The sequence below is a fragment of the Actinocorallia aurea genome, from assembly GCF_054783995.1.
Genome location: NZ_BAAGPQ010000027.1, coordinates 25,692 through 51,233, shown reverse-complemented (window position 1 = coordinate 51,233; position 25,542 = coordinate 25,692). Strand labels below are relative to the sequence as shown.

Sequence of the window (25,542 nt, the reverse complement as noted above, 5' to 3'; positions counted from 1 at the left end):
GGTCAGTCTACGGCGGCCGCGATGGTGACGATCCTGGCGAATCTCCCGGACAGCGCGTACTCCGTCCGGCGGATGACCTCGTCCGCGGGGAGCGTCCGCGGGTCCGCCAGGAGGTCCGCGACGGACGCGTCGGGCGGGGTCCCGGGGGCGCCCAGCGGATGGGTGGCGGTCGCCTCGGTGACGAACAGCACGCCGAAGCCGAGGTCGGAGGCGACCCGCGCGGTCGTCTCCACGCACTGCTCGGCGCGGATGCCGGAGACCGAGACCTCCGTGATCCCCCGCTCGGTGAGCAGTTTGTGCAGGCCCGTGGTGGTGAAGGCGTTGTGCGCGGTCTTGTGGAGGACCGGCTCGTCCGGCCGCGGCTCCAGGCCGTCGATGAGCCGGACGAGGCCGGACGCCGGGTCGAAGGCGGTGCCGGAGCCGGCTTCGGAGTGCAGGATCCAGACGACGAGGTCGCCGCGCTCGCGGGCTCCCGCGACGAGTTCGCCCACCCGGTCGGCGATCTTCGGCTCGGAGATCGCCTCCCAGGACGGCAGTGCGCGGAAGGACTCTTGGACGTCGATGACGAGGTGTGCTCGGGTCATGACGCCGATGCTGCCGCCCCCGCCGCCTCCGGGACAGGCACGGCCTGGCCCGGAGGCGGACCGATCCGGTCAGCCGTGCCCGGCAGAGCTCCGCGCCCGTCAGAGCTCCGCGACCGTCGCCTCGATCGCCCGGTAGAACGTCGGGTACGCGTAGATCATGTGCTTGAGGGTCTCGACGGGCACCCGGGCCTGCACGGCGAGGGCCAGGAAGCCGAGGATCTCGCCTCCGCCGGGACCCGCGACGGTCGCGCCGACGAGGTGGTCGCCGTCGGCCACGAGCTTCACGAAGCCCTGGGCCTGGGTGATCCAGCCCCGGGTGGAGTCGCCGAGGTCGGTCTTCGCGACCCGGATCTCCCGCCCCGTCGCGCGCGCCCTGGCCTCGGTGAGCCCGGCCGCGCCGATCTCCGGGTCGGTGAAGGTGACGTGTGGGAGCGCGTGGTAGTCGGCCTCGGGGCCGTCCTGGCCGAGGATGTCCCGGACGGCGATCGCCGACTGGTACATCGACACGTGGGTGAACGCGCCCTCGCCCACGGCGTCGCCGATGGCCCACAGGCCGTCCGCGGCCCTCATCCGGCCGTCCACGGGGATGGAGCGCGCCTTGGGATCGAGGCCGACCGAGGCGATCCCGAGGCGCTCCAGGTCCGTTCTGCGGCCTGTGGCGACCAGCAGGCGCTCGGCGCGGACCGTCCCGCCGCCGAACTCCAGGGTGAACTCGGCGCCGTCGTGGCTCACCCGCGACGCCCGCGCGCCGGTGAGCACGGTGATCCCCTCGGCCTCGAAGACCTCCCGCAGGAGGTCCCCCGCCTCCGGCTCCAAGGGCGCGACGAGCCTTTCGGCCCCCTCGATGACCGTCACCTTCGCGCCGAACCTCGCGAAGACCTGGGCGAGTTCGACGCCGATCGCGCCTCCGCCGAGCACGATCAGCGACGCGGGGGCCTGCGTGGCCTTGACCGCGTCGCGGTTGGTCCAGAACGGGGTGCCGGCGAGCCCCTCGACCGGCGGCACGAGCGGCTCGGTGCCGGGGTTCAGCAGCACGCCCTTGCGCCCCCGCAGGACCCGCCCGCCGACGGTGACCTCGCGGGGCCCGGTCAGCACGCCGTATCCGCGCACCAGGGTGACGCCCTTGCCGGTGAGGCGGTCGGCGGCGGCCTTGTCGTTCCAGTCGTCGGTGGCCTCCTCGCGGATCCGCTCGGCGGGCACCGCGAAGTCCGCCTCGACCTCGACCCTGCCCGCGAAGCGCGGAACGCGGCGCGCCTCGGCCAGCGCGTCCGCGGCGCGGACCATCATCTTCGTCGGCACGCACCCGTAGTAGGGGCACTCGCCGCCGACGAGGCCCGCCTCGACCGCCGTCACCGCGAGGCCCGCCTCCGCGAGCAGCCCCGCCGCGTTCTCCCCGCCCGGCCCCAGCCCGACGACGACCACATCCGACTCTTCGACTTCCGCCATGTCCCCGCTCCTACCCCGCAAGACTCCGATGATCGATCATCTCTCACCGTAGGGCCCCTCGACCGTTCCGGGCATGACGCGAACACCTGATCACGTGCTGGAAGGCTCCCCCGAGACGCAGAACCGGTTCCCCTCGGGGTCGGCCAGCACCGTCCAGGTCATCCCGCCGAACGCGTGCGTGCCCACCTCGGACGCCCCGAGCGACACGAGCCGGTTGACCTCCGCGAGCCGGTCGCCCGCCCCGAAGTCGACGTGCACCCGGTTCTTGCCCGGCGTCGGCTCCGCCACCTTCTGGAAACTCAGGACTCCCCCGCCCCCCGCCACCGCCACGTACATCTCGTAGTCCGCCACGATCTCCCCGCCCAGCGCCTCGGCCCACCACCGGGCCAGTTCCCTGGGCGCCACGCAGTCCACGGTCACCGCTGCCATCTTCAGTCCCATGCCCCCACCCCTGCCCGCCACCCGGCGGCCCACTCCCTGCCCACGCAGAAGGCCCGGTCCCCACGGAGGGGACCGGGCCTTCTGCGTGCTGCCCTAGTTGCGCGCCGCGGCCGCCATGGCGGCCTGGACGAGGCGGCGGCGCTCACGGAGCTTGCCGAGGGCCTCGTCGAGGATGGCCTGGCCGTCGGCGTCGGAGCGGCGCTCCTTCACGTAGGCGAGGTGGGTCTTGTAGGGCTCGTTCTTGGGGGCCGCGGGCGGGTTCGCGGAGTCCGTCCCGGCGGGCAGGCCGCAGCGCGGGCAGTCCCAGGTCTCGGGGACCTGGCAGTCGCTGGCGAAGCTGGGCCGGGTCTCGTGCTTGTTGGCGCAGTAGAAGCTGATGATGACGCGCGGGGCGGCCTCGCCGCGCTCCGCCTCGCCCATCGGGCCGGCGCCGACCCTGCTACCGCGAATGGCACTGCCACTAGCCACGGACACTCCTCAAATGTGAATCATGCGCGCCGGGAGCCAGGCTCCCGGCGCGTTCGAAAGGTCGTTTGCAGCCGCTGCTGCGCTCAGAGGCCCTTGGCCTTGTACAGGAAGCCGAGTACCACGATGGCGGCGAACCAGATCACTCCGGTGCCGATCGTGAGACGGTCCAGGTTGCGCTCGACGACCGACGATCCGCCGAGGGAGGAGGAGATTCCACCGCCGAACATGTCCGACAGGCCTCCGCCCTTGCCCTTGTGCAGCAGCACGAGCGTGATCATGAGCAGGCTCGTGATGATCAGCACGATCGAGGTTGCAAGAATCACGGTTAGCGCCTTCTGAGCCGCCCCGCGGCCGCGGGGCTCGTTTGAATGTATAGGACGTCCGGCGGGGACGATCGGTTTACCCGCCGGTATGAAGGGTACGACGATCGAGCCGGTGGTTCAGTTGAACCTACCCCACGGGCGTCGAACTTTGGCGTCAGCTGACCGCCAGAAAGTCCCGGTACCGGCAGATTTTGACGAATTCGTCCGCGTCAAGAGCCGCGCCGCCGATGAGACCGCCGTCCACGTCGGCCTGGGCCATGAGGCCCGCCACGTTCGAGGACTTCATCGAACCGCCGTACAGCACCCGCACGGCCTCGGCCACGTCGGTGTCGTACAGCTTGGCCAGCCGGCCCCGGATCGCGCCGCAGACCTCCTGCGCGTCCTCCGGCGTGGCGACCTCGCCGGTGCCGATCGCCCAGACGGGCTCGTAGGCGATGACGATCGTCTTGACCTGCTCGGCCGTCAGGCCCTCAAGGGCGCCGTCGACCTGGGCGAGGGTGTAGGGCACCTGTTCGCCCGCCTTGCGGACGTCCAGGCCCTCGCCGACGCAGACGATCGGGATCAGCCCGTTCTTCAGCGCCGCCTTGGTCTTGGCGTTGACCAGCGCGTCGTCCTCGCCGTGGTACTGGCGGCGCTCGGAGTGGCCGATCGTGGCGTAGGTGCAGCCGAGCTTGGCCAGCATCGCGCCGGAGATCTCGCCGGTGTAGGCGCCCTTGTCGTGCGCGGAGACGTCCTGGGAGCCGTAGGCGAGCTTCAGCTTGTCGGCGTCCACGACCGTCTGCACCGAGCGGATGTCGGTGAAGGGGGGCAGGACCGCGACGTCAACGGCCTCGTGGTCCTTGTCCTTGAGGCCGAAGGAGATCTTCTGCACGAGCAGGATCGCCTCAAGGTGGTTGTTGTTCATCTTCCAATTGCCGGCCATGAGGGGCTTGCGGGCCATAAGGATCAGTCCTCCAGAGCTTCGAGGCCGGGCAGGGCTTTGCCTTCGAGGTACTCGAGGCTGGCGCCGCCGCCGGTGGAGATGTGGGAGAAGGCGTCTTCCTTGAAACCGAGCGTGCGCACCGCGGCCGCGGAGTCGCCGCCGCCGACGACGGTGAAGGCGCCGGAGTCGATGAGGCCCTGCGCGACGGCGCGGGTGCCGTGCGAGTACGGCTCCATCTCGAACACGCCCATCGGGCCGTTCCAGAAGACGGTCTTGGCGTCGGCGAGGCGGGCGGCGAACAGCTCTCCGGACTCGGGGCCGATGTCCAGGCCGAGCCGGTCGGCGGGGATCGCGTCGGCGGCGACGACCGCGTGCTCGGCGTCCGCGGCGAACGCCGTCGCGGCGACGATGTCGGTGGGCAGGACGAACTCGACGCCCTTGTCCTCGGCGCGCGCCAGGTACTCGAGGACGGTCGGGATCTGGTCCTCTTCGAGGAGCGACTTGCCGACCTCGTGGCCCTGGGCCTTGAGGAAGGTGAAGACCATGCCGCCGCCGATGAGGATGCGGTCGGCGGTCTCCAGCAGGTTGTCGATGACGCCGAGCTTGTCGGAGACCTTGGAGCCGCCGAGCACGACCGCGTAAGGGCGGGCGACGTCCTCGGTGAGCTTCTTCAGCACGCCGACCTCGGTGGCGATGAGGCCGCCGGCGGCGTGCGGGAGGCGCTTGGGCACGTCGTAGACGGAGGCGTGCTTGCGGTGCACCGCGCCGAACCCGTCGCCGACGTAGACGTCGGCGAGAGCGGCGAGCCTGTCGGCGAACGCGCCGCGCTCGGCGTCGTCCTTGCTGGTCTCGCCCGCGTTGAAGCGCAGGTTCTCCAGCAGCGCGACCTCGCCGTCGCCCAGCGCCGCCACGACGGCCTTGGCGGACTCGCCGACGGTGTCGGAGGCGAACGCCACGCCCTGGCCGAGCAGCTCGGCGAGGCGCCCGGCGACCGGGGCGAGGGAGAACTCGGGCTTCGGCTCGCCCTTGGGGCGGCCCAGGTGCGCCACGACGACGACCCGCGCGCCCTTGTCCACCAGCTGCCGGATCGTGGGCAGGCTCGCCCGGATCCGCCCGTCATCGGTGATCTTCGCGCCGTCGAGCGGCACGTTCAGGTCCGTCCGGACCAGCACCTTCTTACCGCGTACGTCGAGCTCGTCGACCGTCTTCACTGCAAACCCCTTTTGCACCCGGAGTGAACCGCTGACAGCAACGGAAGCGGGGCTTTCCACCCTGGGTGAAAAGCCCCGTTCCGTGATCACTACTTACAGGCTCTTGCCGACGAGCGTGACGAGGTCGACGAGGCGGTTGGAGTAGCCCCACTCGTTGTCGTACCAGCCGACGACCTTCACCTGGTTGCCGATGACCTTGGTCAGGCCGGCGTCGAAGATGCAGGAGGAGGGGTCGGTCACGATGTCGGAGGAGACGATCGGGTCCTCGGTGTAGGTGAGGAAGCCCTTGAAGGGGCCCTCGGCGGCGGCCTTGAACGCGGCGTTGACCTCGTCCACGGTGGTCTCGCGCGACAGCTCGACGGTGAGGTCGGTGGCGGAGCCGGTGGGGATCGGGACGCGCAGCGCGTAGCCGTCGAGCTTGCCCTTGAGCTCGGGCAGGACCAGGCCGATCGCCTTGGCGGCGCCGGTGGAGGTCGGGACGATGTTCAGCGCGGCGGCGCGGGCGCGGCGCAGGTCGCTGTGCGGGGCGTCCTGGAGGTTCTGGTCCTGGGTGTAGGCGTGGATCGTGGTCATGAGGCCCTTCTCGACCCCGAAGGAGTCGTTGAGGACCTTGGCCAGCGGCGCCAGGCAGTTGGTGGTGCACGAGGCGTTGGAGATCACGGTGTGCCGCGCCGGGTCGTACAGCTCGTGGTTGGCGCCCATCACGATCGTGATGTCCTCGTTCTTGGCGGGCGCGGAGATGATGACCTTCTTGGCGCCGTTCTCGGCGTGCACCTTGGCCTTGTTGGCGTCGGTGAAGAAGCCGGTGGACTCGACGACGATGTCGACGCCGACCTCGTTCCACGGCAGGTTGGCGGGGTCGCGGTCGGCGAAGACCTTGATCGCCTTGCCGCCGACGATGATCTCGCCCGCGCCGGCCTTCACTTCCTCGGGGAAGCGGCCGAGGATGCTGTCGTACTTGAGCAGGTGGGCGAGGGTCGCGGTGTCGGTCAGGTCGTTGACGGCGACGATCTCGACGTCGGCGCCGCTGGCCTTGACGGCGCGGTAGAAGTTGCGGCCGATCCGGCCAAAGCCGTTGATGCCTACTCGGATGGTCACGACTCTCCTCATGCGTTGCTTCTTCAACCAGGACCGGGGTTTCACGTCCGCCCTGTTTCCACCGCCGACCCTACCGAACGGGTCGCCCGTGATCGGTCACTGGTATGGGTTGAACACGGGGTGAACGCACCTCCCCGGAGCTGGGGTGACGCGTTCACCCGGGCCTCGATCCCGAAGGTCTAGACCGGATTGGTATAGATGTCTGGTTTAGACCACTTGCTTGACCAGGGCATGAGCGGCGCGCCCATGCCCGTGTGCCTCGCGGTCCCCGCGGTGCTGCCTACGGAACCAGCATGTCCGGCGTGAGATTCGCCTCTGTTCCAGGAAGTCCGAGATCGGACGCCCGCTTGTCGGCCATCGCCAGCAGGCGCCGTATGCGTCCGGCGATGGCGTCCTTGGTCAGCGGCGGCGAGGCGAGCTGACCCAGCTCCTCCAAAGACGCCTGCTTGTGCTCCAGCCGGAGCCTACCGGCCGCGATCAGGTGGTCCGGGGCCTCTTCGCCGAGGATCTCCATCGCCCTGGCGACCCTTGCCCCGGCCGCCACCGCCGCCCGCGCCGAGCGGCGCAGGTTCGCGTCGTCGAAGTTGGCCAGGCGGTTGGCCGTCGCCCGCACCTCGCGGCGCATCCGCCGCTCCTCCCAGGCCAGCACGCTGTCGTGCGCGCCGAGCCGGGTGAGCAGCGCCGAGATCGCGTCGCCGTCGCGGACCACGACCCGGTCCACCCCGCGCACCTCGCGCGTCTTGGCGTTGATCTTCAGCCGCCGGGCCGCGCCGACGAGCGCGAGCGCGGCCTCCGGGCCGGGACACGTGATCTCCATCGACATGGAGCGCCCCGGCTCCGTCAGCGAGCCGTGCGCGAGGAACGCCCCGCGCCAGGCCGACTCCGCGTCGCAGGCGGCCCCCGCCACCACGTGCCGCGGCAGGCCCCGCACCGGACGGCCGTTGCCGTCGATCAGACCGGTCTGGCGGGCCAGTGACTCGCCCTCCCGGATGACCCGCACCACGTAGCGGTTGCCCTTGCGCAGGCCGCTCGGGGCCAGCACGATCACGTCCGAGGTGTGGCCGAAGACCTCGTTGATGTCCTTGCGCAGACGGCGCGCGGCGGCCCCTGTGTCCAGTTCCGCCTCGATCACGATCCGGCCGCTCACCAGGTGCAACCCGCCCGCGAAGCGCAGGATCGTGGAGACCTCGGCCTTCCGGCAGCAGGGTTTCATGATGGGCAGCCGGCTCAGTTCGTCCTTCACCACGCCGGTCATCGCCATGCGCTACCTCTTCTCCCCCCGCCAGCTCTAGACGGCTGACCCCGCGCGTCGGAATGTCGCTCCAGTTTCCCGGATTCCCGCCCGGTCATGCGCCACTAGCGAAGATCTGTACGAAAGCTTGGGCCAGGAGGGCCGGATCGTGCCGCGGGGAGCCGTCGTGCATGGCCACGTCGGCGAGCAGCAGTTCGCCGCCCAGCCGCTGCGCCGACTTGCCGAGGGCCTCGTGGTCCTCGACCACGCCGGCGTCGGCCAGGACGACGTCGACGCGCAGGTCGGGGGCGTGCGCGTGCAGGACGTCGAGGTGGGCCTGCTGGGAGAAGTCGTCGGTCTCCCCCGGCTGGGGGGCGAGGTTGAGCGCGACGACGCGGCGGGCGCGGGTCTCCTCCAGCGCGCGGCGCAGCTCCGGCACCTTCAGATGCGGCAGGACGCTGGTGAACCACGAGCCGGGGCCGAACACCACCCAGTCGGCCTCGTAGACGGCCTCCAGCGCCTCGGGGCTCGCCGGGGGCTCCTCCGGGACGAGCGAGACGCTCTGGACCTTGCCGGGCGTGCGGGCGCACTCCACCTGGCCGCGCACCCGGGTGATCTCCAGGGGGCGGTCGGGGTCGACGCCCAGGACGTCGGCGACGATGTCGAGCGGGACCGTGGACATGGGCAGGACCCTGCCCTGCGCGCCGAGCAGCCGCCCGACCCAGTCCAGCCCTTCCACGGTGTCGCCGAGCAGCTCCCACAGCGCCACGATGAGGAGGTTGCCCACCGCGTGCTCGTGCAGGTCGCCCTGGCTGCGGAACCTGTGCTGGACCACCTCGCTCCAGGTGCGGCCCCACTGGTCGTCGCCGCACAGTGCGGCGAGCGCCATCCGCAGGTCGCCGGGCGGGATGACGCCCAGCTCGCGGCGGAGCCTGCCGGAGGAGCCGCCGTCGTCGGCGACGGTGACCACGGCGGTCAACCGGTCGGTGACCCTGCGCAGGGCGGACAAGGACGCGTGAAGACCGTGGCCGCCTCCCAGGGCGACCACTCCGGGGTTCTTCACTTACTCCCTGCCGAGGTCTCGGTGGGCCACCTGGACGTCCACTCCCTCGTCTCTGAGTCTCTGGCCGAACTGCTCGGCCATCGCCACACTGCGGTGCTTGCCCCCGGTGCACCCCACCGCAAGCGTGACATAGTGCTTGCCTTCGCGCTCGTACCCCTCGATGAGCAGGCGCAGCACGTCGGTGTAGGAGTCGAGGAACTCCTTGGCGCCGCGCTGTCCGAGGACGTAGTCGCGCACCGCCTCGTCCCGTCCGTTCTGCGGGCGCAGCTCGGGGATCCAGTGCGGGTTCGGCAGGAATCTGCAGTCGACCACGAGGTCGGCGTCGACGGGCAGGCCGTACTTGTAGCCGAACGACATGACCGTGGCCCGCAGGCTGGACTCGCCGCCGGTGTCGCCGAACGCGTCGACGACCTTGGCGCGCAGCTGGTGCACGTTGAGGTCGGAGGTGTCGATCACCAGGTCGGCCGAGGCGCGGATCTCCAAGAGCTGGGCGCGCTCGCGGGCGATGCCGTCGGGGATGCGGCCGTCGGCCTGCAGCGGGTGCGGGCGCCGGACGCTCTCGAACCGGCGCACCAGGGCGTCGTCGTTCGCCTCGAGGAAGACGACGCGCGGACGGGTGCCGCGGGCCTCCAGTTCGGCGATGGCCGAGTGCAGGTCGGAGGTGAACGCGCGGCTGCGCACGTCGACGACGGCGGCGATGCGCGGGACCGCGTCCTGGACGCGCCCGCCGAGGTCGGCCATGGTCGCCAGCAGCGCGGGCGGGAGATTGTCGACCACGAACCAGTCGAGGTCCTCCAGCGCCTTCGCGGCGGTACTGCGTCCGGCGCCCGACATGCCGGTCACGATCACGATGTCGGGCACGTGCTGTGTCATGTGGTGCTTCCCCCCTGAAGTGCCGCAGCTATGGACTCCGCGGTCCGCAGGCCGATACCGGGCACCTCGGCGATCTGCGCCGGAGTCGCCTTCTTCAGCCGCTGGACCGAACCGAAATGCCGGAGCAGGGCGGTGCGCCGGGCCGGGCCCAGCCCCGGGACGCCGTCCAGCTCGCTCGCCGTCATCGCCTTGGACCGCTTGGCCCGGTGGAAGGTGATCGCGAACCTGTGCGCCTCGTCGCGGACCCGCTGGAGCAGGTACAGGCCCTCGCTCGTGCGCGGAAGGATCACCGGGTCGGGATCGGAGGGCAGCCAGACCTCCTCCAGCCGCTTGGCGAGGCCGCAGACCGCGATGTCGTCGATGCCGAGCTCGTCCAGCGCGCGCTGGGCGGCGGCCACCTGCGGCGGGCCGCCGTCGATCACCAGGAGGTTGGGCGGGTAGGCGAACTTGCGGGGGCGGCCCGTCTCCGGATCGAGCGGCTGCCGGGGGCCTTCGTCGTCGCCGGAGAAGCCGTAGGACGACAGCAGGCCCTCGGCGTCCTCCCCCGCGATGCCCTCGGGGGACAGCTCTCCCGCCTTCTGGCTCTCGGCCAGGTACCGCTTGAACCTCCGCGTGATGACCTCGTGGATCGAGCGCACGTCGTCCTGGCCCTGCACGGTCTTGATCGTGAAGCGGCGGTACTCGGACTTGCGCGCGAGGCCGTCCTCGAACACCACCATGGACGCCACGACGTTGGTGCCCTGGAGGTTGGAGACGTCGAAGCACTCGATGCGCAGCGGGGCCTGGTCCAGCTCCAGGGCGTCCTGGAGCTCCTGGAGGGCGCGGCTGCGCGCGGTGAGATCGCCCGCGCGGCGCGTCTTGTGCTGCTTCAGCGCCTCGTGCGCGTTGCGCGCGACCGTGCCGAGCAGCTCCTTCTTGTCGCCGCGCTTGGGCACCCTGACCCTGACCTGCGCGCCGCGCGCCTCGCTGAGCAGCTCGTTCATCGCGTCCTCGTCCGGCGGGGCCTCGGGCACGAGGACCTCGCGCGGCACCGAGTCGCCGTCGCCGTAGGCCTGGATGAGGAAGTCCTCGACCAGCTCGCCGGTCGTGCGCTCCTCCACGAGGTCGACGACCCAGCCGCGCTGGCCGCGGATCCTGCCGCCGCGCACGTAGAAGACCTGGACGGCGGCCTCCAGCTCGTCGCGGGCGAAGGCGATGACGTCGCAGTCGGTGCTGTCGGACAGGACGACGGCCTGCTTCTCCAGCGCCCGCTCCAGCGCGCGGATGTCGTCGCGGCGGCGGGCGGCGGTCTCGTACTCCTCGGTCTCGGCCGCGGCGAACATCTCGCGCTCCAGGCGCTTCATGAACCTGCCGGTGTCGCCGGCCATGAACGCGCAGAAGTCCTCGGCGAGCCCGCGGTGCTCGGCCTCGTCGACCCTGCCGACGCACGGGGCCGAGCACTTGCCGATGTAGCCGAGCAGGCAGGGGCGGCCGATCTGGCCGTGCCGCTTGAAGACGCCCGCGCTGCACGTCCGCACGGGGAAGACGCGCAGCAGCAGGTCGACGGTCTCGCGGATCGCCCACGCGTGCGAGTAGGGGCCGAAGTAGCGGACGCCCTTGCGCTTGGCCCCGCGCATGACCATGACGCGCGGGTAGTCCTCGTTCATGGTGACCGCGAGGTACGGGTAGGACTTGTCGTCGCGGTAGCGGACGTTGAAGCGCGGATCGAACTCCTTGATCCACGAGTACTCGAGCTGGAGCGCCTCGACCTCCGTGGACACCACGGTCCACGTGACGGACGCGGCCGTGGTGACCATCGACTGGGTGCGCGGATGCAGCCCGGCGTGGTCGGCGAAGTACGAGCCCAGCCGCTGCCGCAGGTTCTTGGCCTTGCCCACGTAGACGACCCGGCCGTGCTCATCACGGAACCGGTAGACCCCCGGCGACTCCGGAATCGCACCGGGGGCGGGCCTGTAGGACGCAGGATCTGCCACACCGCAAGACTAATGCGCGGCACTGACCTTTCGGGGCCGCGCTCAGATCGCGACCACCGCGCCGTTCTTGACCTCCACTTTGTACTCGCGCAGGGGGGCCTTGGCCGGGGGATGGGTGACCTCGCCGGTGAAGGCGTCGAACTCGCTGCCGTGGCAGGGGCAGGAGACCTTGCCGTCGCGCGGGGCGCCGACGCCGCAGCCTTGGTGGGTGCAGACGGAGGTGAACGCCTTGAAGACGCCCTCGGTGGGCTGGACGACGAAGAGCTTGTACTCACCGATGATCTTGCCGCCGCCGACGGGGATGTCGGCGGTCTTCGCCAGTTCCTTGCCGGCGAGGTTCGGGGGCGTCTCGCGGGCGGATCCGGTGCCGCACGCGGTGATGCTCGCGAGCCCGGCCGCGCCGAAGGTGCCGAGCGCTGCACGGCGGGAGAGTTTCTCGGACATGGCACCATCATGGGCGATGCTCCGCGATGGTCGCCCCCAACCCCGCCGTAGCGGCATCGCCGCAGTTCACCGGGTCTTCTGGGGCGCCTGCTCGGGCGCCTCCCGGGCCGCCTGCCGAGGCTCCTTCTCCCGTTCGGGCCGGGGCGAGAACGTGTAGCTGAGCGACACGAGGGCGTCGACGGCCAGGACGACCGTCCAGACCGTCGCGATGTGCAGGAGCGAGCCGGTGCGGGAGGCGTCGCCGACGAACTGAACGGCCCCCAGGAGCAGCCCGCAGCCGACCGCCCACGCCAGCACGTGACGGCCGAACTGGGCGCGCTCGTAGGCGGCGTGCGCCCTTCCGGTCTTCGGCTTGGGCGCGGGAGCGGGTCCCCCGGCCCAGCGGTGCGCGGCCCACTCGTCCATCCGCCGGATGATCCGGTGGCCGAAGCCGACCGAGAACCCCAGGTAGAGGGCGGCGAGGCCGTGCGCGGCGGAGGCCTGCCCGCCCTGCTTGAGGTCGAGCGCCGTGGCCGCGAGCAGCGCCAGGTCGACGAGCGGGGTGCCGAGGAGCAGCACCCCGCCGAGCCGCCGCCTGCGCAGGCCGTAGCGGACGAGCAGGCCGAGCCCGAGCAGGACCCAGAAGGCGATCTCGGCGCCGACGATCAATGCGACCAGCACGATCCACTCTCCGGTTTTCATACAGCCGTGTGAAATAACCACGATACAACACGACTGTGTTATAAAAAAGGGGTGCCGAAAGTCGTCGACCACGAAGCCCGCCGAAGGCAGATCAGCGAAGCCCTCTGGCGGGTCGTCTCACGCGACGGCGTGGACGCCGTCTCCGTCCGCAGCGTCGCCGCCGAGGCGGGCTGCTCCCCCGGCGCCCTGCGCCACTACTTCCCGGAGCAGTCCGACCTCATCGCGTCCGCGCTCGCCCTGGTGAGCGACCGCTTCGCCGCCCGCATCGCGACCCTCGACGTCCCCGGCTCCCCCGTCGAGGTCATCCAGGCCTACTGCGAGCAGATGATCCCCCTGGACGAGGCCCGCCGCATCGAGGCCGAGGTCTGGTTCGGCTTCGTCACCCGCGCCCGCCTCGACCCCGCCCTGGACGCCCTCACCCACCGCGTCCAGAACGACCTTCGCGGCTTCCTCGCCCAACTCCTGCCCTACATCGGCGCGGCCCCCGAGCAGGTCGACACCCTCCACGCCCTCATAGACGGCTTCACCCTCCACCTCCTGCTCTATCCCGACCGCCTCAGCACCGACACCGTCCGGGCAAGGCTCCGCGCGCACCTGGAGTCGATGGCCACCCGCTGAGCGGCCCGGCTCAGAGCGGCCCGGCTCAGAGCGGCCCGGCTCAGAGCAGGTTCAGGCTGCGCACGTCGAGGCGGCGCAGGACCTGGTCGGCGGCCTCGGGGTCCACCCCGGGCTCGGTCCTGGCGAGCAGGACCTCGGCACGGGACGCCTCCATCATCTGGGCCTCCACGCGGCGGCGGATCTCGCGGTGCATCTTGCGCTGCTCGAACCCCTCCTGGAGGTCCTCGGGCACGATGTCGCAGAGTTCGGCGACCAGCTGGCGCTGCGAGGCCCGCAGCCGCTGCACGACCTCGGCGGGCAGGTCCTCGTCGGCGTCGAGCTGGCGCAGCCGCCGCAGGGCCGCCCGGGACGCCCGGTAGGCGAGGTCCTGTACCGCCTCCTCCTCCGCGTCCTCCTCCTTGCGCACGCCGAGCACCTTGACCACCCAGGGCATCACGAGGCCGGGCACGACGAGCGTCACGAGGATCACCATGAAGGCGACGAACAGGAGCTCGGCGCGGTGCGGCGTCGTCGCGGGGAGGGCCAGGGCGAGGGCCAGAGTGGCCAGCCCCCGGAAGCCGCAGAAGGCGAGGATGAAGTCGTCGCGCCAGTCGCGGGCCACGTCGTCCTGGTAGCCCTCGCGGTACCCGTAGGTGCCGAACCTGCGCATGAAGGCGCCCACGGACATCATCCACGCGAAGCGCAGCGCGATGACGACGGCGCAGATGATCGCCGCGTGCAGCGCGTAAGCGGGCAGCCTGTCCGTGCCGGGCCACACCTCGCGCAGCTCCAGCCCGATGAGCCCGAAGGCCAGGCCGGTGATCAGCATCTCCAGGGTGTTCCAGAAGGCGCTGGAGGTGAGCCGGTCGTTGACGCCCGCCTCGTCGGCGCCCGTCTGCCCGAGGTAGAGGCTGACGGCCAGGACCGCGAGGACGCCGGAGGCGTGGCAGGCGTCGGCGGCCAGGTAGGTGGCGAACGGGAAGACGAGGGTGAGCGCGCTGCGCGCGGTGACGTTGTCGAGCCGGTTCTGCATCCAGGTGGCGATCCAGCCGAGCCCGAACCCGAGCCCGATGGCCGCGACGACCTCCCAGACGAAGAGCAGGACCGCCGAAGGCAGCGAGTACTGGCCGGTGTCCACGGCCGAGATCGCGACGCCGAACACCACGAAGGCCGTCGCGTCGTTGCACAGGCCCTCGGTCTGGAGCACCGTGATGATCCGCCGCGGCAGGTCGAGGGGCCCGGCGACGGCCTCGGCCGCGACCGGGTCCGGCGGCGCGACGGCAGCGCCGAGCGCGACCGCGGCGGCCACGCTCACCCCGCCGATCGCCCAGAACGTGGTGGCCGCCGACGCCGCGACGGTCAGCAGCACCAGGACGCCCGCGAGCCAGAAGATCGTGCGCCGCCGCGACATCAGCAGCCGCCAGGACGTGCGCTGGGCGGTGGCGTAGATGAGCGGCGGGAGGAACAGCGGCAGGATCAGCTCCGGCGGGATCTGGAGGGTCGGCAGCGGCGTGAAGGCCGTGAAGAGCCCGACCACGCTCACCAGGACCGGATAGGGGCGCCGTATCCGGTCGCCGATCCCGACGGCCACCACCGTCACCAACATCAGCAGCACGATCACCGTGAGCATCGCCACTCCGTCTTCCACCGCGCCATTGTGCCCCTTCGTTGATCGGCTCGGCGCACAGGAACATGCGCGTTCGCTGGCCGACGCGGTTCGAACACGTGTACGGTGACGGGTGGCGCACAGGCCACGGGGACGAAAATGTCACTGCCCGTGGTTAGCCTGAAACGGGCCACTTCGTTCGGCGCCCGCACCACGAATGATCTGGGGAAACACACCGTGCATGATCGACTCGTCATCTCCGGCGCGCGCGAGCACAACCTCAAGGACGTCTCGCTGGACCTCCCGCGCGACGCCATGATCGTGTTCACCGGCCTGTCCGGGTCGGGGAAGTCGAGCCTGGCGTTCGACACGATCTTCGCCGAGGGCCAGCGCCGGTACGTCGAGTCGCTCTCGGCCTACGCGCGCCAGTTCCTCGGCCAGATGGACAAGCCGAACGTCGACTTCATCGAGGGGCTCTCCCCGGCCGTCTCGATCGACCAGAAGTCCACCTCGAAGAACCCGCGCTCGACCGTCGGCACGATCACCGAGGTGTACGACTACCTGCGGCTGCTGTACGCCCGGATCGGCAAGCCGCACTGCCCCGAGTGCGCGCGCCCGATCGCGCGGCAGAGCCCGCAGCAGATCGTCGACCGCGTGCTGGAGCTGCCGGAGGGCACCCGGTTCCAGATCCTGGCCCCGGTGATCCGCGGCCGCAAGGGCGAGTACCTGGAGCTGTTCAAGGAGCTCCAGACCAAGGGCTTCTCCCGCGCCCTCGTCGACGGCACGGTGATCCGGCTGGACGAGCCGCCGAAGCTGAAAAAGCAGGAGAAGCACGACATCTCCGTCATCGTCGACAGGCTCGCGGTGAAGGAGTCCGCGCGCCGCCGGCTCGCCGACTCCGTCGAGACCGGCCTCGGCCTCGCGGGCGGCACCCTCGTGCTCGACTTCGTCGACCTCCCCGAGGACGACCCGGGCCGCGAGCGCATGTACTCCGAGCACCTGTACTGCCCCTACGACGACCTGTCCTTCGAGGAGCTGGAGCCGCGCTCCTTCTCGTTCAACTCCCCCTACGGCGCCTGCCCGGACTGCAGCGGCCTCGGCACCCGCATGGAGGTCGACCCCGAGCTGATCGTCCCCGACGACGAGAAGTCGCTCGAAGAGGGCGCCCTGTCACCCTGGTCGGCCGGCCACGCCAGCGAGTACTTCCTGCGCCTGCTCCAGGGCCTCGGCGACGCCCTGGAGTTCTCCCTCGACGAGCCGTGGCGGCAGATCCCGGCCAAGGCCCGCAAGGCGATCCTGAACGGCCACTCGACCCAGGTGCACGTCTCCTACAGCAACCGCTACGGCCGCAAGCGCTCCTACTACACCGAGTACGAGGGCGTCATCCCGTGGGTGCAGCGGCGCCACGCCGAGGCCGAGAGCGACGCCACCCGCGAGCGGTTCGAGGGCTACATGCGGGAGATCCCGTGCCCGTCGTGCCAGGGCGCCCGGCTGAAGCCGCTGATCCTCGCCGTCAAGGTCGCGGGCCGCTCCATCGCCGAGCTCTCGGCCCTGCCGATCTCCGACGCCGCGGCCTTCCTGCGCGCCATGGAACTCGACTCCCGCGACGCCCAGATCGCCGAGCAGGTCCTCAAGGAGGTCAACTCCCGGCTGGGCTTCCTGCTGGACGTCGGCCTCGACTACCTCAGCCTGGACCGCCCGTCGGCCACCCTGGCGGGCGGCGAGGCGCAGCGGATCAGGCTGGCCACCCAGATCGGCTCCGGCCTCGTCGGCGTGCTGTACGTGCTGGACGAGCCGTCGATCGGCCTGCACCAGCGCGACAACTCCCGGCTGCTGGAGACCCTGCTGCGGCTGCGCGACATCGGCAACACCCTCATCGTCGTCGAGCACGACGAGGACACCATCCAGGCCGCCGACTGGGTCGTCGACATCGGCCCCGGCGCGGGCGAGCACGGCGGCAACGTCGTGGTGTCCGGCACCGTCCAGGACCTCCTGGAGTCCGAGGAGTCCCTGACGGGCCAGTACGTCTCCGGCAGGCGCTCGATCGAGGTGCCCGCGCTGCGCCGTCCCCGGACCAAGGGCCGGGAGCTGACGGTCAAGGGCGCCACCGCGAACAACCTCCAAGGCGTCGACGTCACCTTCCCGCTCGGCGTGTTCACCGCGGTCACCGGCGTCTCCGGCTCCGGCAAGTCCACCCTCGTCAACGACATCCTCTACAACGCCCTGGCCAGGGACCTGCACCACGCCAAGACGGTGCCGGGCAAGCACAAGCGGATCACCGGCCTCGACCACCTCGACAAGGTCGTGCACGTCGACCAGTCGCCGATCGGCCGGACCCCGCGCTCGAACCCTGCCACCTACACCGGCGTGTTCGACCACATCCGCAAGCTGTTCGCCTCCACCACCGAGGCGAAGGTGCGCGGCTACCAGCCGGGCCGCTTCTCCTTCAACATCAAGGGCGGCCGCTGCGAGAACTGCTCCGGCGACGGCACCATCAAGATCGAGATGAACTTCCTCCCGGACGTCTACGTGCCGTGCGAGGTCTGCCACGGTGCCCGGTACAACCGGGAGACCCTGGAGGTCCACTACAAGGGCAAGACCATCGCCGACGTGCTGGACATGCCGATCGAGGAGGCCGTCACCTTCTTCGAGCCGATCACCGCGATCCATCGGCACATGAAGACCCTGAACGACGTCGGCCTCGGCTACGTCCGGCTCGGGCAGCCCGCGCCGACGCTGTCGGGCGGCGAGGCCCAGCGGGTCAAGCTGGCCTCGGAGCTCCAGCGGCGCTCCACCGGGCGCACGATCTACGTCCTCGACGAGCCGACCACCGGCCTGCACTTCGAGGACATCCGCAAGCTGCTGATCGTGCTGAACAGCCTGGTCGACAAGGGCAACACGGTGCTGGTGATCGAGCACAACCTCGACGTCATCAAGACCGCCGACTGGATCGTCGACATGGGCCCCGAGGGCGGCTCGCGCGGCGGCACCGTGGTGGCCACCGGCACGCCGGAGGACGTCGCGGCGGTTGACGGCAGCCACACCGGGCAGTACCTGGCGAAGATCCTCGGTTGACGGCCGGGCCGCCGCGCGCGGCCCGCACCGCCCGTCCCGGGCGGGTCCACGGGGGAGTCCGCCCGCCGGTGCGGCGTGCCCGCGGCCGGGGAGGACCCTTAGAGGAGCCATGGGATGCATCTGCCACGCCGCCGCCGTGCGCTGACCGCCGCCGCCGTCGCCGTGACGTTCACCGCGGCGCCCGCCGCGGCGTGCGCGCACCGGGCCGGCCCGGTGGTCCCGGCCGCCGCGGCGGTCCGGGTGGACGCCGTCCAGGGGCATCTGCGGGCGCTGGCGCGGATCGCCGAGGCGAACGGCGGCACGCGCGCCGCGGGCACGCCCGGCTACACCGCCGCCCGCGACTACCTCACCGGGCAGCTCCGGGAGATCGGCTACGCGCCCGTGGTACAGGAGTTCACCGTCCCCTACTTCCGCGAGGACAAGCCCGCCGAGCTGATCCGGACGGGCCCGTCGGAGCACGACTACACGCCGACGGGCACCGACGACGCCCTCCCCGCGGACTTCACGACGATGACGTACTCGGGCTCCGGCGACGTGACCGCACGGGTCAGGGCCGTCGACGCCGACGCGCCCGCCGCGGGCAAGGCCAGCACCTCGGGCTGCGAGACCGCAGACTTCACCGACTTCACCACCGGGGAGATCGCGCTGCTGCGGCGCGGCACCTGCCCGTTCCACACCAAGGCGCGGCACGCCCAGGAGGCGGGCGCCGCCGCGGTCGTGATCTTCAACGACGGCGCGGAGGGGCACACCGACGCCGTCTCGGGCACCCTCGCCGAACCCGGCGAGGTGACCGTGCCGGTGCTCGGCGCGTCCTCGGCCGTCGGGACCGATCTCGCCGCCCCCGGCACGAGCGCCCGCGTCGTCACCGCGACGACCAGCGCCGAGCGCACCACCTGGAACGTGCTCGCCGAGACCGGGCAGGGCGCGGCCGACCGCGTCGTCATGGTCGGCGCGCACTTCGACAGCGTGCCGGAGGGGCCCGGCGTCAACGACAACGGCTCCGGGGCCGCCGCCCTCCTGGAGGTGGCCAGGGACGCGCGGGAGCGGCCCGCCCGCAACCGGCTGCGGTTCGCGTGGTGGGGCGCCGAGGAGCTCGGCCTGCTCGGCTCGGCGCACTACGTGGACTCGCTGGGCGCCGCGGAGCGCGCGAAGATCCGGGTCTACCTCAACCACGACATGATCGCCTCGCCCAACCACATCTACGGGGTCTACGACGGTGACGACTCCGACCGCAAGGGCGCGGGGCCGGGACCGGAAGGCTCGGGCCGGGTCGAGCAGGTCTACGCCGCCTACTTCGAGGCAGCGGGCCTGCCGCACAAGGGCACCGACTTCACCGGGCGTTCCGACTACGGCCCCTTCATCGCCCGGGGCATCCCGTCCGGCGGCCTGTTCACCGGCGCCGAAGGCCGCAAGACCGAGGCCGAGGCCGCCACCTTCGGCGGCACCGCGGGCCGGCCGTACGACGCCTGCTACCACCGCGCCTGCGACACCCTCGACAACCTCAACACCACGGCCCTGGGCGTCAATCTCCGCGCGATGGCCCACGCCGCCCGCACCTTCGCCGACGCGCCCGACCTGCCCGTCCCGGCGCCCCCGGCGGTCGAGAAGTCCGCCGCGACGACCCCCTGAACGCCTCCGAGCGGGCCGCCCCGTGCCTCGGCACGGGGCGTCGAGAAGAGCGCGGCTTCGGGAGATCGCGGTGTCAGAAGAGCGGGGCCGGGAGGGAGCCCTCCAGGGACAGGAGGGCCTCCTTCGTCTCGCGTCCGCCGCCGAAGCCGCCCAGACCGGCGCCGCCGACGACGCGGTGGCAGGGCACGACGACCGGCAGCGGGTTGGCGCCCATCGCGGCGCCGACGGCGCGGGCCGCCTCGGGCGAGCCCGCGCGGGCGGCGAGCGCGCCGTAGGAGATCACCTGGCCGTAGGGGACCGAGGCGTTGAGCTCCCGCAGGACGTGCCGGGAGAAGCCGGTGACGAGCCGCCAGTCCAGCGGCAGCGTGAACGCGACGAGATCGCCGGCGAAGTACGCCGAGAGCTGCGCGACCGCCTCGCACGCCCCGCCGCGCGCCGGGGCACGGCCGAGGAGCCCGGCGAGAGCCGCGGCCTCGGCTTCGGGATCGTGCGCGTGGAAGCGCACGGAGACGAGCCCCGTATCGGTCTCCGCCAGCAGCAGCGGGCCGATCGGGGTCTGGAGCACTGACCACCCGAAAGACTGCACGCACCCAGGCTAGGACGGGCCACCGACAGTCTCCGGCGGTCTTCGGACAACGCCCTTGGCAAGGGCGCGGGCGGTCCCGGCCTGCGGGTCCGCGCCCGGGGCGTCCGTTCCGTCCCTCCTGATGTCGGGCGCGTCACCCTGGTGCGCGAAGATATGGGGCATGCACGACTGGCGCGCCGTGCTCGGGGAGGTCACCGCCTCCCAGGAGCGGCTGGAACAGACCCTCGACGCCCTCGACGACGCCGCCCTGCGCGCGCCGTCGCCGCTCGCGGGCTGGACGCGCGGGCATGTCGTGCATCACCTCGCACGGAACGCCGACTCCTACTCCCGGCTGCTGGAGTGGGCGGCCACCGGCGTCGTCACCCCGCAGTACGCGAGCGCGGAGGCACGCGAGACCGAGATCGCGGACGGCGCGGACCTCTCCCACGCGGTGCTCGCCGCCGACGTCCGGGAGTCGGCCGCGCGGTTCGCCGCCCTCGCCCTGGCGCTGCCCGAGACCCGGTGGGACGCGCGGCGTCGAGGCGCTCGGCGGGTGGGGGCATCCCGCCTGGTACACGCTGTACCGGCGCTGGCGCGAGGTCGAGGTCCACCACGTCGACCTGAACGCCGGCTACACCGTCGAAGACTGGCCCGAGGCCTACCTGCGCTGGGAGCTGACGGAGTCCCTGCCGGGGCTGCGCGGCGCCGTCCCGTACTCCCGGATCATCGCGACCGGCCCCGCGCTGGCCGTGGAGCTGGGCGGGCAGGGCCCCGAGCTGCGCGCGCCCGCGACCGAACTGCTGGGCTGGGTGACCGGAAGATCCGCCGCACCGCACCCCCCTGTACCGTCCTGGCCTTATCCGGCCGCCACTGATGGGAGCAAGGCATGAGCTACACCGGAGACGTCGCCGTCGGCGGTCCCGCCGACGTCCGGGAGCTGCTGCCCGGGCTGACCGTCGCGAAACTCGCCGTCGGCCCGTACGACAACAACGCCTACCTGCTGCGGGACACCGCTTCGGGCGAGCAGCTCCTCATCGACGCCGCGGCCGAGGCCGACCGGCTGCTGGAGCTGGTCGGCGACCGGCCGCTCAACCGGATCGTCACCACCCACCGCCACCAGGACCACTGGCAGGCGCTCGCGGAGGTCGCCCGCGAGACCGGCGCCGCGGTGACCGCGCATCCGCACGACGCCGAGCCATTGCCCGTCCCCGTCACCGACCCGGTCGAGCAGGGCGACACGATCGCGCTGGGCGACCACGTGCTGGAGGTCGTCCACCTGCGGGGCCACACTCCCGGCTCGATCGCCCTGCTGCTGCGCACGCCCGCGCGCCCGCACCTGTTCACCGGCGACAGCCTCTTCCCCGGCGGCGTCGGCAACACCTGGGGCGACGCGAAGCTCTTCGACCGCCTCCTCACCGACGTGACCGAACGCGTGTTCGACATCCTGCCGGACGAGACCTGGTTCTACCCCGGCCACGGCAAGGACTCGACCCTCGGCCGCGAACGCCCCTCCCTCCCCCTCTGGCGCGAACGCGGCTGGTGACGCGGAATTCGCACCTCTTCGCGAGGGAACGGCGGGGGAGTCCCGGGAGTTGAACCGGTGTGCGGCATGATGGGAGTTCGTCACTGTCGGTTTCGTCATTGTCTGAACCAGGATCGTCTGAACCAGGATCGAGGCGTATGCCGGAGGAACGGCGGGAACTGGTGTTCCCGCGGGGATCGCTGATCCTGGTGGCCGGGCTGCCCGGAGCGGGCAAGAGCACCCTGCTGCGGCGGCTGTACGGGCTGACCGACGAGGAACGTGCGCCGTTCGAGGCGGACGGGGCGCTGGTGATCGACTCGCGGCAGGCGCGGAACACCTGCGCGCCCTACCTGCGGATGCTTCCGGCGCGGGCGCGGATCCCCTTCGTGTACGCGCTGCACGTCTGGCGGATCGGCCGGGCCGCGCTGGCCGGACGGGCGGTGATCGCGCACACCCGCGGCACCTGGCCGGTCCTGACCCGCGCCCTCGCCCAGGCCGCCGCGCGGGCGGGCCACGAGACGCACGTGATCCTCCTGGACGTCCCGCCGGAGATCGCCCTGGAGGGGCAGCGCAAGCGGGGCCGGACCGTCACGCCCGTCACGTTCGCGCGGCATGTGCGGCGGTGGCGCGAGGTGGTGGACCGGGCTCGGCACGGGCAGATGTCGGTCGCCGCGTCGGCCGTGGTGCTCGACCGGGGACAGGCCGACAGGCTGGAGCACATCCGGTTCGTCTGAGCGCCCGGTCTTTGGTTGACTGGCCCGGTGAACGAGCAGACCTGCCACGGCGCCCCCTCCCCCGCCGTCACCCTGCGCGGCCTGCGCCCCGGCGACCTCGGGTGGGTCACCTGGCGGCACGCTGTCCACTACCACGATGCCCTGGGCTGGGACACGACATACGAGGCCCTGGTCGCCAGGATCACCGCCGCCTACGGGGAGGCGCACGACCCGGCGCGGGAGAACGCCTGGATCGCCGAGGTCGACGGCGAGCCCGTCGGCAGCGTCTTCTGCGTCCGCGCCGACCGGCCCGGCGACGTCGCCCAGCTGCGCCTGCTCCTGCTGGAGGAGAAGGCCCGCGGTCTCGGGATCGGACGGCTGCTCGTCGACACCTGCCTGGAGTTCGCGCGGGGCGCCGGATACCGCGAGATGGTCCTGTGGACGGTGGCGGGCCTCGCCGCGTCCCGCCACCTTTACGTCAAGGCGGGCTTCGAGATCGAGTCGGAGCGGCCCGAGCGGCTGTTCGGCGACGACGTGACGGCCCAGTGGTGGCACCTCGACCTCTGACGCCCGACCACCGGAAGTGCCGGCCCCATTTCGGGGTCGGCATTTTTGTTTTCCGGTGACAAGACCACGCGGATCCGTGCTCCCCGGAGCACAACAATTCCTCACATGCCAGCCCTGTCACGATCCGGCCACTATGGCGTTCGGCACATCTGTTGACCGCGCCCGCACCTCCTTCTTTAATCCTCGGTGACATCACAAACAGAAAAGGAGATGTCAAATGGGAAGGATCCAGAAGGCCGCGGGCCTTGCCGGGGCCGCGGCGGTCGCGGCCGCGGTGGTGGCCGCCCCGGCCCACGCGGCAGGCACCGTCATCAACTGGGACACCGGCCTGCCTTATGCGGGAACCGCCACCGCCACCCTCACGGGCAGCCTCGTCATCTCCGGCGGCGGCACCACCACCTGCACCAGCTCAAGCCTGGGCGGCACCGTCACCAGCGGCGGCGCGCTGACGATCAGCTCGGCCTCCGTGACGGGCTGCACCGGCACCGCCTCGGCCATCACCCCACAGGGCCTGAACTGGACCGGCGCGGTCAACTACACCGGGACCCCGACCGACGGGACCGTCACGCTGAACGGGTTCTCGATGCGGGCGACCGTCTTCGGCGTCAACTGCACCTACGGCGCGAACATCACCGCCCCGGCGAGCAACCCCGTCGGCAGCGGCCAGGCGAAGGTCACGCTCTCGGGGATCACCATCCCCAAGACCGCGGGCATCTTCCTGTGCCCGAGCAGCGCCACCATCACCACCGGCGTGTACAACCTGACCGGCCTCAGCGGCTCCACCGTCGTCCGGCTCGGCATGACGCCGTAGATCGGCGACCGCCGGGCGGCACCCGGCCCGCCTCCGCCCATTCGAGCTGGGCGGAGGCGGGCTTTTCTCACCTCTTCCACCCTGCGCGGAAAATTGTCGCCCGACCGCGAAATCCACCCGCGAAGGAAACATCGAAAAACTTTTTCTCCATATTTCCAGCGGGAGAATGGTTTACTCCGAGCCTTGAACGAGTCCGTGCGCGGACCGCCTGATCCACCGCTTATGCCGCGCCCTCGGCGAGTACTCCCCCAGGACGGACCTCCGCCCATTCGAGCTGGGCGGAGGCCCGCACGGACCAGCGTAGACCGTCGCGTCCCTGCCGGGCGGGTCCGTGGCGCGGTGCGGCCCCGTTCGATCTCCGGAGAACGCCCCCATACTTCGCCACTCGATGTATAGAGTGCCGAAGTATGAAACGAGCGCCCCTGAGCGAGCCGACGTACCACGTCCTGGCCGCCCTCCAGGACGGGCCCTTGCACGGCTACGCCATCATCAAGCGCGCCGAGTCCGACTCCGGCGGCCGCGTCCGCCTCGCCGTCGGCACCCTGTACGGCGCCCTCGACCGGCTCGCCGACCGCGGCCTCATCGCCCTCGACCGCGAGGAGACCGTCAGCGGCCGACCCCGCCGCTACTTCCGCCTCACCGACGAGGGCTCCGCCGCCCTGCACTCCGAGGCCGCCCGCCTGCAGGCCGCCGCCCGCGTCGTCCTCCGGCGCGCCCCCACCCCCTTCGCCAACCCCGCTTGACCCCCCGAGCAAAGGACCCCCATGTCCCCGATCTACCGCCGCCTCCTGCTCTGCTACCCGCGCGACTACCGCGCCCGGCACGGCGCCGAACTCCTCGCCACCCTTGAAGAGACCGGACGCGGCTTCTCCGTCCGCGAGGGCGCGGCCCTGGCCGCCGGCGGCCTGCGGGCCCGGCTCGCGACGCGCGCCGGCGGCTCGCCCTGGATCGACGGCCTGCACCTGGGCCTGGTGCTGGTCACCCTCGGCAGCCTCCGCATGGTGCTGTACCCGCTCTCACTCGGCCACGCCATCGGCTACCTCAGCGGCGCGGCGATGGCGGTCTTCATCGTGGCGATGCTGCGCGCCCGGCCCCGGCTCGCCCTCCTCTCCGGCTTCGCCGCGGGCTCGTCCCAGCTCGTCCTGTTCGTGCAGACGGACGGCCCGTTCGACTCCCGGCTGATCCCGGCGTACGCGGCGTGGTGGACCGCCCAGCTCGGCTTCGCCGCCTTCCTCGTCTCCGCGCGCCGACGCGGCTTCCGGCCGCGCCCCTGGCCGTGGTCGCTGACGGCGCTGCTCGTGGCGCAGATGACGCCCGTCCTGGCCGGTCAGTTCCTCCCCTTCGTCGGAGGGTGGGGCCTTGCCCACTGGGTTCCGTCCCTCCTCTTCTTCGGCATGCTCCTCTGGGCGGGCGTGCTCACCCGCTCGGCCCTCTGGCCCTTCGCCGCCGCCGTGGACCTCGCCGTCGACGCGACCATGAGCCTTCTGCTCAGCCACGGCCGCGGCTTCGTCCTCGTGGGGCAGGCCGAGATCCCCTACCTCCCGCTGGTCGTCGCCGCCTTCGCCGTCGCCACCGCCGTCACCGTGGGCTGCCACCGCTCCCCCGAGGCGATCCGCTGAGCCGTGTTCCACGTCCCCACGAGGGCGTCTGTTACTGAGGTCGAACTCGTGATGTCGCCGGGTTGCTCAGGTGGGTCTGA

Annotated in this window: 26 protein-coding genes; 10 read left to right on the top strand and 16 right to left on the bottom strand. The window is 71.5% G+C overall.

Going from position 1 to position 25,542, the window contains the following annotated elements:
- Positions 1–2: 2 nt before the first annotated feature.
- The 14 genes from ACYVOM_RS29695 to ACYVOM_RS29630 form a co-directional block, all read right to left on the bottom strand.
- Positions 3–584, bottom strand: a complete 582-nt coding sequence (locus ACYVOM_RS29695) for a cysteine hydrolase family protein (protein ID WP_460306843.1) — start codon at positions 582–584, stop codon at positions 3–5.
- Between the two features lie 99 nt (positions 585–683).
- Positions 684–2,030, bottom strand: a complete 1,347-nt coding sequence (locus ACYVOM_RS29690) for a dihydrolipoyl dehydrogenase family protein (protein ID WP_460306842.1) — start codon at positions 2,028–2,030, stop codon at positions 684–686.
- A 90-nt stretch (positions 2,031–2,120) separates the two neighbouring features.
- Positions 2,121–2,471 carry a VOC family protein gene (locus ACYVOM_RS29685; protein WP_460306841.1) on the bottom strand — a complete coding sequence of 117 codons (351 nt, stop codon included), beginning with the start codon at positions 2,469–2,471 and terminating at the stop codon, positions 2,121–2,123.
- A 93-nt stretch (positions 2,472–2,564) separates the two neighbouring features.
- Positions 2,565–2,939, bottom strand: coding sequence for an RNA polymerase-binding protein RbpA (locus ACYVOM_RS29680; RefSeq protein ID WP_123663791.1), 375 nt, complete (start codon positions 2,937–2,939; stop codon positions 2,565–2,567).
- Positions 2,940–3,022: 83 nt separating this feature from the next.
- A complete protein-coding gene (gene secG, locus ACYVOM_RS29675) occupies positions 3,023–3,262 on the bottom strand; it encodes a preprotein translocase subunit SecG (RefSeq protein WP_460306840.1) in 240 nt (79 codons plus the stop codon).
- 154 nt (positions 3,263–3,416) lie between these two features.
- Entirely contained in the window at positions 3,417–4,202 is a 786-nt protein-coding gene (gene tpiA / locus ACYVOM_RS29670; protein ID WP_460306839.1) for a triose-phosphate isomerase, read from the bottom strand.
- Between the two features lie 5 nt (positions 4,203–4,207).
- Positions 4,208–5,395, bottom strand: a complete 1,188-nt coding sequence (locus ACYVOM_RS29665) for a phosphoglycerate kinase (protein WP_460306838.1) — start codon at positions 5,393–5,395, stop codon at positions 4,208–4,210.
- 93 nt (positions 5,396–5,488) lie between these two features.
- On the bottom strand, positions 5,489–6,493 hold the full coding sequence (gene gap / locus ACYVOM_RS29660) for a type I glyceraldehyde-3-phosphate dehydrogenase (RefSeq protein ID WP_460307098.1): 1,005 nt from the start codon (positions 6,491–6,493) through the stop codon (positions 5,489–5,491).
- A gap of 280 nt (positions 6,494–6,773) precedes the next feature.
- Positions 6,774–7,754 (bottom strand): DNA-binding protein WhiA, encoded by a 981-nt coding sequence (whiA, locus tag ACYVOM_RS29655; protein WP_460306837.1) that lies wholly within the window; start codon positions 7,752–7,754, stop codon positions 6,774–6,776.
- Between the two features lie 85 nt (positions 7,755–7,839).
- On the bottom strand, positions 7,840–8,787 hold the full coding sequence (locus ACYVOM_RS29650; protein WP_460306836.1) for a gluconeogenesis factor YvcK family protein: 948 nt from the start codon (positions 8,785–8,787) through the stop codon (positions 7,840–7,842).
- Complete coding sequence (rapZ, locus tag ACYVOM_RS29645; protein ID WP_460306835.1) at positions 8,788–9,660, bottom strand: RNase adapter RapZ; 873 nt, start codon at positions 9,658–9,660, stop codon at positions 8,788–8,790.
- A complete protein-coding gene (uvrC, locus tag ACYVOM_RS29640; RefSeq protein ID WP_460306834.1) occupies positions 9,657–11,633 on the bottom strand; it encodes an excinuclease ABC subunit UvrC in 1,977 nt (658 codons plus the stop codon). Before uvrC ends, rapZ begins: the two co-directional genes overlap by 4 nt.
- Before the next feature lie 42 nt (positions 11,634–11,675).
- Positions 11,676–12,077 carry a Rieske (2Fe-2S) protein gene (locus ACYVOM_RS29635; protein ID WP_460306833.1) on the bottom strand — a complete coding sequence of 134 codons (402 nt, stop codon included), beginning with the start codon at positions 12,075–12,077 and terminating at the stop codon, positions 11,676–11,678.
- A gap of 66 nt (positions 12,078–12,143) precedes the next feature.
- Complete coding sequence (locus ACYVOM_RS29630) at positions 12,144–12,758, bottom strand: hypothetical protein (RefSeq protein ID WP_460306832.1); 615 nt, start codon at positions 12,756–12,758, stop codon at positions 12,144–12,146.
- A 51-nt stretch (positions 12,759–12,809) separates the two neighbouring features.
- On the opposite strand from ACYVOM_RS29630, the gene ACYVOM_RS29625 reads away from it, so the two are divergent.
- Positions 12,810–13,376, top strand: coding sequence for a TetR/AcrR family transcriptional regulator (locus ACYVOM_RS29625; protein ID WP_460306831.1), 567 nt, complete (start codon positions 12,810–12,812; stop codon positions 13,374–13,376).
- Positions 13,377–13,416: 40 nt separating this feature from the next.
- Here the strand turns inward: ACYVOM_RS29625 and ACYVOM_RS29620 are convergent, their stop codons facing one another.
- Complete coding sequence (locus ACYVOM_RS29620) at positions 13,417–15,003, bottom strand: cation:proton antiporter (RefSeq protein ID WP_460306830.1); 1,587 nt, start codon at positions 15,001–15,003, stop codon at positions 13,417–13,419.
- Between the two features lie 195 nt (positions 15,004–15,198).
- Here ACYVOM_RS29620 and uvrA point away from each other — a divergent pair, with 195 nt between their 5' ends.
- Positions 15,199–18,036 (top strand): excinuclease ABC subunit UvrA, encoded by a 2,838-nt coding sequence (gene uvrA / locus ACYVOM_RS29615; RefSeq protein WP_460306829.1) that lies wholly within the window; start codon positions 15,199–15,201, stop codon positions 18,034–18,036.
- A 114-nt stretch (positions 18,037–18,150) separates the two neighbouring features.
- Positions 18,151–19,665 carry a M28 family peptidase gene (locus ACYVOM_RS29610; protein WP_460306828.1) on the top strand — a complete coding sequence of 505 codons (1,515 nt, stop codon included), beginning with the start codon at positions 18,151–18,153 and terminating at the stop codon, positions 19,663–19,665.
- 73 nt (positions 19,666–19,738) lie between these two features.
- On the opposite strand, the gene ACYVOM_RS29605 is transcribed toward ACYVOM_RS29610, so the two are convergent.
- Positions 19,739–20,251 (bottom strand): methylated-DNA--[protein]-cysteine S-methyltransferase, encoded by a 513-nt coding sequence (locus ACYVOM_RS29605; protein ID WP_460306827.1) that lies wholly within the window; start codon positions 20,249–20,251, stop codon positions 19,739–19,741.
- Between the two features lie 121 nt (positions 20,252–20,372).
- Here ACYVOM_RS29605 and ACYVOM_RS29600 point away from each other — a divergent pair, with 121 nt between their 5' ends.
- The 7 genes from ACYVOM_RS29600 (at position 20,373) to ACYVOM_RS29570 (ending at position 25,462) form a co-directional block, all read left to right on the top strand.
- Positions 20,373–21,104: a maleylpyruvate isomerase N-terminal domain-containing protein gene (locus ACYVOM_RS29600; protein ID WP_460306826.1), complete on the top strand. Its 732-nt coding sequence runs from the start codon at positions 20,373–20,375 to the stop codon at positions 21,102–21,104.
- A 12-nt stretch (positions 21,105–21,116) separates the two neighbouring features.
- Positions 21,117–21,773: an MBL fold metallo-hydrolase gene (locus ACYVOM_RS29595; RefSeq protein ID WP_460306825.1), complete on the top strand. Its 657-nt coding sequence runs from the start codon at positions 21,117–21,119 to the stop codon at positions 21,771–21,773.
- A 137-nt stretch (positions 21,774–21,910) separates the two neighbouring features.
- Positions 21,911–22,486, top strand: a complete 576-nt coding sequence (locus ACYVOM_RS29590) for an AAA family ATPase (RefSeq protein WP_460306824.1) — start codon at positions 21,911–21,913, stop codon at positions 22,484–22,486.
- A 27-nt stretch (positions 22,487–22,513) separates the two neighbouring features.
- A complete protein-coding gene (locus ACYVOM_RS29585) occupies positions 22,514–23,032 on the top strand; it encodes a GNAT family N-acetyltransferase (protein ID WP_460306823.1) in 519 nt (172 codons plus the stop codon).
- Positions 23,033–23,249: 217 nt separating this feature from the next.
- Positions 23,250–23,843: a hypothetical protein gene (locus ACYVOM_RS29580; protein ID WP_460306822.1), complete on the top strand. Its 594-nt coding sequence runs from the start codon at positions 23,250–23,252 to the stop codon at positions 23,841–23,843.
- A gap of 407 nt (positions 23,844–24,250) precedes the next feature.
- The gene (locus ACYVOM_RS29575) at positions 24,251–24,586 is read left to right on the top strand and encodes a PadR family transcriptional regulator (protein ID WP_460306821.1); all 336 of its coding nucleotides are present in this window, start codon (positions 24,251–24,253) and stop codon (positions 24,584–24,586) included.
- A 21-nt stretch (positions 24,587–24,607) separates the two neighbouring features.
- Positions 24,608–25,462 carry a hypothetical protein gene (locus ACYVOM_RS29570; RefSeq protein WP_460306820.1) on the top strand — a complete coding sequence of 285 codons (855 nt, stop codon included), beginning with the start codon at positions 24,608–24,610 and terminating at the stop codon, positions 25,460–25,462.
- Positions 25,463–25,542 lie beyond the last annotated feature (80 nt).

Bases quoted from the DNA above. Each gene is read 5' to 3' on its own strand.
- ACYVOM_RS29695 (WP_460306843.1), bottom strand. From the start codon at position 584: ATGACCCGAGCACACCTCGTCATCGACGTCCAAGAGTCCTTCCGCGCA.
- ACYVOM_RS29690 (WP_460306842.1), bottom strand. From the start codon at position 2,030: ATGGCGGAAGTCGAAGAGTCGGATGTGGTCGTCGTCGGGCTGGGGCCG.
- ACYVOM_RS29685 (WP_460306841.1), bottom strand. From the start codon at position 2,471: ATGGGACTGAAGATGGCAGCGGTGACCGTGGACTGCGTGGCGCCCAGG.
- tpiA (WP_460306839.1), bottom strand. From the start codon at position 4,202: ATGGCCCGCAAGCCCCTCATGGCCGGCAATTGGAAGATGAACAACAAC.
- whiA (WP_460306837.1), bottom strand. From the start codon at position 7,754: ATGGCGATGACCGGCGTGGTGAAGGACGAACTGAGCCGGCTGCCCATC.
- rapZ (WP_460306835.1), bottom strand. From the start codon at position 9,660: ATGACACAGCACGTGCCCGACATCGTGATCGTGACCGGCATGTCGGGC.
- ACYVOM_RS29635 (WP_460306833.1), bottom strand. From the start codon at position 12,077: ATGTCCGAGAAACTCTCCCGCCGTGCAGCGCTCGGCACCTTCGGCGCG.
- ACYVOM_RS29630 (WP_460306832.1), bottom strand. From the start codon at position 12,758: ATGAAAACCGGAGAGTGGATCGTGCTGGTCGCATTGATCGTCGGCGCC.
- ACYVOM_RS29610 (WP_460306828.1), top strand. From the start codon at position 18,151: ATGCATCTGCCACGCCGCCGCCGTGCGCTGACCGCCGCCGCCGTCGCC.
- ACYVOM_RS29600 (WP_460306826.1), top strand. From the start codon at position 20,373: ATGTCGGGCGCGTCACCCTGGTGCGCGAAGATATGGGGCATGCACGAC.
- ACYVOM_RS29595 (WP_460306825.1), top strand. From the start codon at position 21,117: ATGAGCTACACCGGAGACGTCGCCGTCGGCGGTCCCGCCGACGTCCGG.
- ACYVOM_RS29590 (WP_460306824.1), top strand. From the start codon at position 21,911: ATGCCGGAGGAACGGCGGGAACTGGTGTTCCCGCGGGGATCGCTGATC.
- ACYVOM_RS29580 (WP_460306822.1), top strand. From the start codon at position 23,250: ATGGGAAGGATCCAGAAGGCCGCGGGCCTTGCCGGGGCCGCGGCGGTC.
- ACYVOM_RS29575 (WP_460306821.1), top strand. From the start codon at position 24,251: ATGAAACGAGCGCCCCTGAGCGAGCCGACGTACCACGTCCTGGCCGCC.
- ACYVOM_RS29570 (WP_460306820.1), top strand. From the start codon at position 24,608: ATGTCCCCGATCTACCGCCGCCTCCTGCTCTGCTACCCGCGCGACTAC.